Below are 7,429 nucleotides of genomic sequence, written 5' to 3'. Positions count from 1 at the left end.
GATCAAGCGCGTGTTCGAACGCTTTTTGACGTTCGGCGACGGGCCGACCGATGCGATCATGGTCGACAATGCCGAATGGCTCGATCGCCTCGAATACATCCCCTTCCTGCGCGACATCGGCCAGCATTTCTCGATCAATCGGATGCTCAGCTTCGACTCGGTCAAGCTCCGGCTCGACCGCGAGCAGTCGCTGTCCTTCCTCGAATTCAACTACATGATCCTGCAGGGCTATGACTTCCTCGAGCTGACGCGCCGCGTCGGCTGCCGGCTGCAGATGGGCGGATCGGACCAGTGGGGCAATATCGTCAACGGCATCGACCTCACCCGCCGCGTCGCGGGCGAACAGGTGTTCGGGCTGACCACGCCGCTCATCACCACCGCCGACGGCGGCAAGATGGGCAAGACCGCCAAGGGCGCGGTCTGGCTCAACGCCGACATGCTGCCCGCCTACGACTATTGGCAGTTCTGGCGGAATACGCAGGATGCCGACGTCGGGCGGTTCCTGCGGTTGTTCACCGATCTCCCGCTCGACGAGATCGCGCGGCTCGAGGCGCTCGAAGGCGCCGGCATCAACCTCGCCAAGAAGGCGCTCGCCGATGCCGCAACGACGCTGGCACATGGTGCGGAAGCTGCGGCCGAGTCTGCCGAGACCGCACGCCGGACCTTCGAGGAGGGGTCGGCTGGCGACAGTCTGCCGACGTTGCGCATCGACGGCGGCACGATCGGCTTGGTCCAGGCGCTCACCGTGATGGGCTTCGCCGCCTCCAACGGCGAGGCCCGGCGCAAGATCGCCGAGGGCGCGGTGCGGCTGAACGATCTGGCGATCATCGATCCGGCCTTCGAGATCGTGCTCGAAGACGTCGCGGTCAAGCTCAGCCTTGGCAAGAAGCGCCACGGAATTCTGACGCGCTGACAAGGCCGTAGCGACGCTAAGACTATCGTCGGTGCATTGCCGTTAACGATACCGCTTGACCTTCTCTTCACGCCGCGCGGCGATGTTGGCCGGGTGTTCAAGAGGGTTTCCAGCATGGCGACAGCCGCACTGAATATCGAGGGCCGCCGCGCCCAACGCGACATCGTGTCCTTCCGCGCGCCGCTCGACGGACCGGCCGGCATCCGCACCACGGTGTTCATGGTCGACATCTCCCCGCTCGGCTTCATGTCACGCTCGTCGGCTGCTTTGGCGCCGGGCGACGTCGTCGCGGTCAAGCTGCCCGTTGTCGGCGCGCGGGCCGCGCGGATCGTCTGGTCGATGGCGGGGCGCGTCGGCGGCGAGTTCATCGAATGCATCGGCGTCGATCAATATGCGCGCATGCTGGCCGGCACCCCCCACGACCGCCCGAACTGGAACGAGGTCTAAGGATCGCTCAGCCAGCGCGGAGCAGTCCGACCGCAGCGTCGCGCTCGAACAGATAGAGCAGGATCCGCGCCGCCTGACCGCGCGGTCCTTCGAGGCCGCCGTCGCGATCGGTGAGCAACCGCGCGTCGGCGTGCGCGGTCTCGATTAGCGCCGCCGTCTGCACCGCGTCGGCCAGCCGCGCGCCCGCCTCGCCCGATTGCCGCGTACCAAGCAGCTCGCCGCCCCCGCGCAGCCGCAGATCCTCTTCCGCGATGCGAAAGCCGTCATTGCTCTCGCGCATCAGGGCGAGGCGCGACCGCGAGGTTTCGCTAAGCGCATTGCCGCGCAGCAGCAGACACGTCGATTGCTGGTCCCCGCGCCCGACGCGTCCGCGCAGCTGATGCAATTGGGCAAGACCGAACCGCTCGGCGCCTTCGATGACGATCAGCGTCGCGTTGGGCACGTCGACCCCGACCTCGATCACGGTCGTTGCGACCAGCACCGCGATCGTGCCAGCCTGGAACGCGCCCATCACCGTATCCTTGTCGGCGCCCTTCATACGGCCATGGACGAGGCCGACCTTGTCGCCGAAGATCAGCGTGAGCGCCGCGGCACGCGCCTCGGCCGCGGCGTCGTCGCCCGCCTCGGTCTCCTCGACCAGCGGACACACCCAATAAGCCTGTCCGCCATTCGCGACATGCCGGCCGAGGCCTGCCACCACGTCGCCCAGCCGCTCGAGCGCGATGACGCGCGTTTCGATCGGCTGGCGGCCGGGCGGCATCTCGTCGAGCCGGCTGACGTCCATCTCGCCATAGTTGGCGAGCGTCAACGTGCGCGGGATCGGGGTCGCGGTCATCACCAGCATGTGCGGCGGGTGCGCACCCTTGCCGGCCAGCATCAGCCGCTGCGCGACACCGAAGCGGTGCTGCTCGTCGACCACGACGAGACCCAGCGCCTTGTACGCCACCGCCTCCTGGAAGATCGCGTGCGTACCGATCAATATGTCGATCGAACCATCGGCAAGCCCCATCAGCGTCGACTCACGGACCCGACCCTTCTCGCGCCCCGTCAGGATCGCGACGTTGAGCCCGAGCGGCGACAGCTGGCGCTGGAAGGTCGCGAGATGCTGACGCGCGAGGATCTCGGTGGGCGCGAGCAACGCGCCCTGCGCCCCCGCCTCGACCGCCGCGAGCAACGCCATCGTCGCGACCAGCGTCTTGCCCGCGCCGACATCGCCCTGGAGCAGCCGGAGCATCGGCTGCGACTGCGCCATATCGCCTTCGATCTCGGCGATCGTCCGGCTCTGTGCGCCGGTCGGCGTGTAGGGCAGGTCGAGCCGGCCGCGCAGCCGGCCGTCGCCGACGAGCGCCTTGCCTTTGCGCCGCCGCGTCGCGCCGCGCACCAGCATCAAGGCGAGCTGGTTGGCATAGACCTCGTCATAGGCGAGTCGCGTCCGCGCGATCTCGTCGGCCGGGTCGCCATGCGCGCGCTCAACCGCCTCGGAGAAACTCGGCCAACCGCGATGGGTCAGCAGGCTTGGCTCGATCCACTCGGCAAGCGAGGGCAGGCGTTCGAGCGCTTGCGCCACCATCTGCGCGATCCGCCGCGAGGTGATGCCTGCCGACAGCGGATAGACCGGCTCGCGCTCGACGATCTCGCCCGCCTCCTCGAGCGGGACGACCTGGTCGGGGTGAACGATCTGCAGCTCCTGGCCATAAAGGTCGAGCCGCCCGGTCACGATCCGCGGCTCGCCAAGCGGCAGCTGCTTGCGTGCCCAGCCGCCCCCGCCGCCGAAGAAGACGAGGCTGACGTAATTGCCTTCGTGATCGGTAGCCTGGACCCTGAAGGGTCCGCGCGGACTGGCAGAGGATTTGTAGCTCTGCGCGGCCAGCGTCACGATCACGCCGCGGCCCGCATCGGCCATGGCGAGCCGATCGACTCGCCGCCGCTCGATCACCCCGGTCGGCAGGTGGAACAGCAGGTCGACGACGCGCGCGATGCCGAGCTTCGCCAAGGGCTTGGCCAGCGACGGGCCGATGCCCTTCAGCGCCTCGATTTCGGCGAACAGCGGATTGAGGATTTCGGGTCGCATGCCTACATGGCCTCTACCACAGCCGACGCGCGCGAAAAGCGCCCGCCGGCATTTCGTCGTCTGGAGTTTGCCCCCTTGGATCGCGAGCACATCCTCAAGCGCATGGGCTTTCGTGCGTGGCACCGCGGCACGCGCGAGGCGGACTATATGATCGGCGGCTTCTTCGACGCGCATGCCGCGGGCTGGGGCGACGATGAGATCGCGTGGTTCGAGGCGCTGCTCGACGAGGACGATGTCGACATCATGGCCTGGGCGATTGGCACGCTCGCCGTGCCGGCGCGCTATCAGGGTGCGCAGATGCAGGCGATGCGGCAGCTCGATTATATCGTGGTGGTGAAGTGAGCCATCTCAAACCGTTCGTGTCGAGCGCAGTCGAGACACCATTCCCCAACCTCGCGTCCCTCGACTTCGCTCGGGACGAACGGATTATATTTTGACCGACAACCTCCAGCGCATCCTCGGTGCCGCCAAGCCGCTCACCCTTTCCGCAGCCCCCGCCGGCTTCCTCCCCTCGCTTCTTGCCGACCTCGCGCGCGCTGCGAAAGGCCGCGCGGTCTTCGTCGCCGCCGACGAGGTGCAGATGCGCGCGGTTGCCGAGGCGGCGAGCTATTTCGCGCCCGAACTGACCATCCTCGCCTATCCCGCCTGGGATTGCCTCCCCTACGACCGCGCCTCGCCGTCGCTGCGGTCACAGGCCGAGCGGCTGGCGACGCTCCACGCGCTGCAGAAACCCTCGCAAGCCCCGCAGCTGCTGGTGACGACGGTCAACGCCGTCACCCAGCGCACGCTCACCCCGTTCCGCATCCGGCAGTTGGTGGCCAAGCTCGCGCCCGGCGAGCGGATCGACCGCGACAAGCTGTCCGCGCTGCTCCAGGCCAATGGCTATACCCGCACCGACACCGTCGCCGATCCCGGCGAATATGCGGTGCGCGGCGGGCTGGTCGATCTGTGGCCGTCGGGCGAGGAGATGGCGCTCAGGCTCGATTTCTTCGGCGACGAGATCGAGAGCGTACGCCGCTTCGACGTCGCCAACCAGCGCACGGTCGACCGCATCGACGGCTTCACGCTGCTCCCCGCCTCGGAGGCGCTGCTCGACGAGGACAGCGTCAAGCGCTTCCGCTCGGGCTATCGCGAGCGCTTCGGCGCGACCGCGACGGGCGATCCGCTCTACCAGGCGATCAGCGACGGCCGCCGGCTGGCCGGCATGGAGCATTGGCTGCCGCTGTTCGAGGAGATGCTCGCCAGCCTGTTCGAGCATCTCGGCGACGACGACGTCATTGTCCGCGACGCGGGCACGCCGGGCGCCGCCGACAACCGCTTCGAGGCGATCACCGACTATCACGCCAACCGGGTGCGCGCGCAGTCGTCCGATCCGGGCAGCTATCGGCCGCTGCCGGCCGCCTCGCTCTATCTCGCGCCGGAGGAATGGGAGCGGGCGATCGAGAAGCGGCCGATCCATTTGGCGACACCCTATCGCGAACCGACGAGCGCCACCGTGCTCGACTTCGACGTCGACGGCCCGCGCGACTTCGCCCCCGAGCGCACCGCGCAGGAAAATGTCTACGAGGCGGTCGCAGCGCACGCGCGCAAGCTACAGCGCGACGGGCGCAAGCTGATCCTCGCCAGCTACTCGGTCGGCTCGCGCGAGCGGCTGTCGGGGCTGCTGCGCGATCATGGGCTCGAGCATTTCGAATTGGTCGACAGCTGGCAGCAGGCGCTCGGCGCCGCCAGGGGCATCGCCAAGGGGGCGGTGGCGCTCTGCGTCCTTCCGCTCGACCACGGCTTCACCACCCCCGATGTCGCGCTGCTCACCGAGCAGGACATGCTCGGCGACCGCCTCGTCCGCCGCCAGCGCCGCAAGAAATCGACCGACGCCTTCCTCCAGGAGCTGGCGACGCTGTCGCCCGGCGATCTGGTCGTGCACGCCGATCACGGCATCGGCCGCTATGAGGGGCTGACCTCGATCCCGGTCGGCAAGGCGCCGCACGACTGTGTCCAGCTTTCCTATGCGGGCGGCGACAAGCTATTCGTGCCGGTCGAGAATATCGACGTGCTGTCGCGCTACGGCTCGGACGGCGAGGTCGGGCTCGACAAGCTCGGCGGCGTCGCCTGGCAGTCGCGCAAGGCACGGATGAAGGAGCGCATCCGCGAGATCGCGGGCGACCTGATGAAGACTGCGGCGGCGCGGGCGCTGCGCACCGGCGAGCTCGCCGAACCCGACACCGCCTATCCCGAATTCGTCAACCGCTTCCCCTACCAGGAGACCGAGGACCAGGAACGCGCGATCGCCGACGTGCTCGACGATCTTGGCGCGGGCAAGCCGATGGACCGCCTCGTTTGCGGCGACGTCGGCTTCGGCAAGACCGAAGTCGCGCTGCGCGCCGCCTTCGTCGCGGCGATGGCGGGGATGCAGGTCGCGGTGGTGTGCCCGACGACCTTGCTCGCGCGCCAGCATTATCAGAATTTCGTCGAGCGCTTCCGCGGCTTCCCGATGAACATCGGTCGGCTGTCGCGGCTCGTCACCGCGGGCGAGGCGAAGAGCGTGCGCGAGGGGCTTGAGAGCGGCCAGATCGACATCGTCGTCGGCACCCACGCCGTGTTTGCCAAGCAGGTCGAGTTCAAGCGGCTCGGGTTGGTGATCGTCGACGAGGAGCAGCGCTTCGGCGTTACCCACAAGGAGCGGCTCAAGGCGATGAAGGCCGACGTCCATGTGCTGACGCTGACCGCGACGCCGATCCCGCGCACGCTGCAGATGGCGCTGTCGGGCCTGCGCGAGTTGTCGGTGATCCAGACGCCGCCGGTCGATCGCTTGGCCGTCCGCACCTATGTGATGCCGTGGGACCCGGTGGTGCTGCGCGAGGCGCTGCTGCGCGAACATTATCGCGGCGGGCAGAGCTTTTTCGTTACCCCGCGCGTCGCCGATCTTGCCGATATCGAGAAATTCCTGCGCGAGGAAGTGCCCGAGATCAGCTTCGTCACCGCGCACGGGCAGATGGCGCCGACCGAGGTCGAGGAGCGGATGTCGGCCTATTATGACCGCAAATATGACGTGCTGCTGTCGACCACGATCGTCGAGAGCGGTCTCGATATTCCCTCGGCCAACACGATGATCGTCCACCGCGCCGATCGCTTCGGCCTCGCGCAGCTCTACCAGCTGCGCGGGCGAGTCGGCCGCGGCAAGGCGCGCGCCTATGCCTATCTCACCACCCCGCCCGGTCGGCTGATGACCGAAGCGGCCGACAAGCGGCTGCAGGTGCTGGTCAATCTCGACACGCTGGGCGCCGGCTTCCACATCGCATCCCACGATCTTGACATCCGCGGCGCCGGCAATCTGGTCGGCGACGAGCAGTCGGGGCATATCAAGGAGGTGGGCTTCGAACTCTACCAGTCGATGCTCGAGGACGCGATCATGGCGGCCAAAGCAGGCGGTGTGGATGTGCCCGAAGCCAAGGTCGATTTCTCGCCGCAGATCAATGTCGACGCGCCGATCCTGATTCCCGAGGCCTATGTCCCCGATCTTGACCTGCGCATGGGGCTGTATCGCCGCATCAACGAGCTCGAGAGCCGCGCCGAGATCGAGGCGTTCGCCGCCGAGCTGATCGATCGCTTCGGCAAGCTGCCCGAGGAGACGCGCAATCTGATCGATATCATCGGCATCAAGCTCGAATGCCGCACGGCGCGTGTCGCCAAACTCGACGTCGGGCCCAAGGGTGCGCTGGTGACCTTCGCGGAGGGGGGCTTCCCCAACGTCCCGGGTCTGTTCGGCTATATCGAGCGGCTCAAGGGCACCGCCAAGCTGCGCCCGGACGACAAGCTGGTGATCGCGCGCGCCTGGGGCGACCCGAAGGCGCGACTGCACGGGGCGACGCAGCTGGCAAAGGGATTGGCCAAGGCGGCGGCCTAAGTTCCCCGGCGAAAGCCGGGGTCCAGGTCCGCAGCGTTTGGCGGAAGTTAGCATTCGAACGGAGACATGGGCCTGGGCCCCGGCGTCCGCCGGG

At 67.8% G+C, this 7,429-nt stretch carries 4 protein-coding genes and 1 pseudogene (1 of these 5 running past the window's edge); 4 read left to right on the top strand and 1 reads right to left on the bottom strand.

Translation table 11 applies throughout. The features are described 5' to 3' along the window. Both tyrS and Q0326_RS09810 read left to right on the top strand, forming a co-directional pair. Positions 1–913 (top strand): annotated as a pseudogene (gene tyrS, locus Q0326_RS09815) (tyrosine--tRNA ligase) (it extends 334 nt beyond the left edge of the window). 114 nt (positions 914–1,027) lie between these two features. Beyond that, entirely contained in the window at positions 1,028–1,360 is a 333-nt protein-coding gene (locus Q0326_RS09810) for a PilZ domain-containing protein (RefSeq protein WP_298689657.1), read from the top strand. A 7-nt stretch (positions 1,361–1,367) separates the two neighbouring features. Here Q0326_RS09810 and recG read toward each other — a convergent pair whose 3' ends face one another. Beyond that, positions 1,368–3,431, bottom strand: a complete 2,064-nt coding sequence (recG, locus tag Q0326_RS09805; protein WP_298689655.1) for an ATP-dependent DNA helicase RecG — start codon at positions 3,429–3,431, stop codon at positions 1,368–1,370. A 75-nt stretch (positions 3,432–3,506) separates the two neighbouring features. Between recG and Q0326_RS09800 the strand changes: the two genes are divergently transcribed. Together Q0326_RS09800 and mfd are read left to right on the top strand one after the other, a co-directional pair. Continuing rightward, on the top strand, positions 3,507–3,773 hold the full coding sequence (locus Q0326_RS09800; RefSeq protein ID WP_298689653.1) for a succinate dehydrogenase assembly factor 2: 267 nt from the start codon (positions 3,507–3,509) through the stop codon (positions 3,771–3,773). 91 nt (positions 3,774–3,864) lie between these two features. Beyond that, on the top strand, positions 3,865–7,335 hold the full coding sequence (mfd, locus tag Q0326_RS09795; protein ID WP_298689651.1) for a transcription-repair coupling factor: 3,471 nt from the start codon (positions 3,865–3,867) through the stop codon (positions 7,333–7,335). The last annotated feature ends 94 nt before the right edge of the window (positions 7,336–7,429 follow it).

The sequence above is a fragment of the uncultured Sphingomonas sp. genome, assembly GCF_937859915.1.
Lineage (GTDB): Bacteria > Pseudomonadota > Alphaproteobacteria > Sphingomonadales > Sphingomonadaceae > Solisphingomonas.
The sequence above is the reverse complement of the archived record's forward strand: the minus strand, read 5'-3'. Positions and strand labels throughout refer to the sequence as shown.

Excerpts from the sequence above, each read along its gene's own strand:
- Q0326_RS09810 (WP_298689657.1), top strand. The coding sequence starts at position 1,028 with ATGGCGACAGCCGCACTGAATATCGAGGGCCGCCGCGCCCAACGCGAC.
- recG (WP_298689655.1), bottom strand. The coding sequence starts at position 3,431 with ATGCGACCCGAAATCCTCAATCCGCTGTTCGCCGAAATCGAGGCGCTG.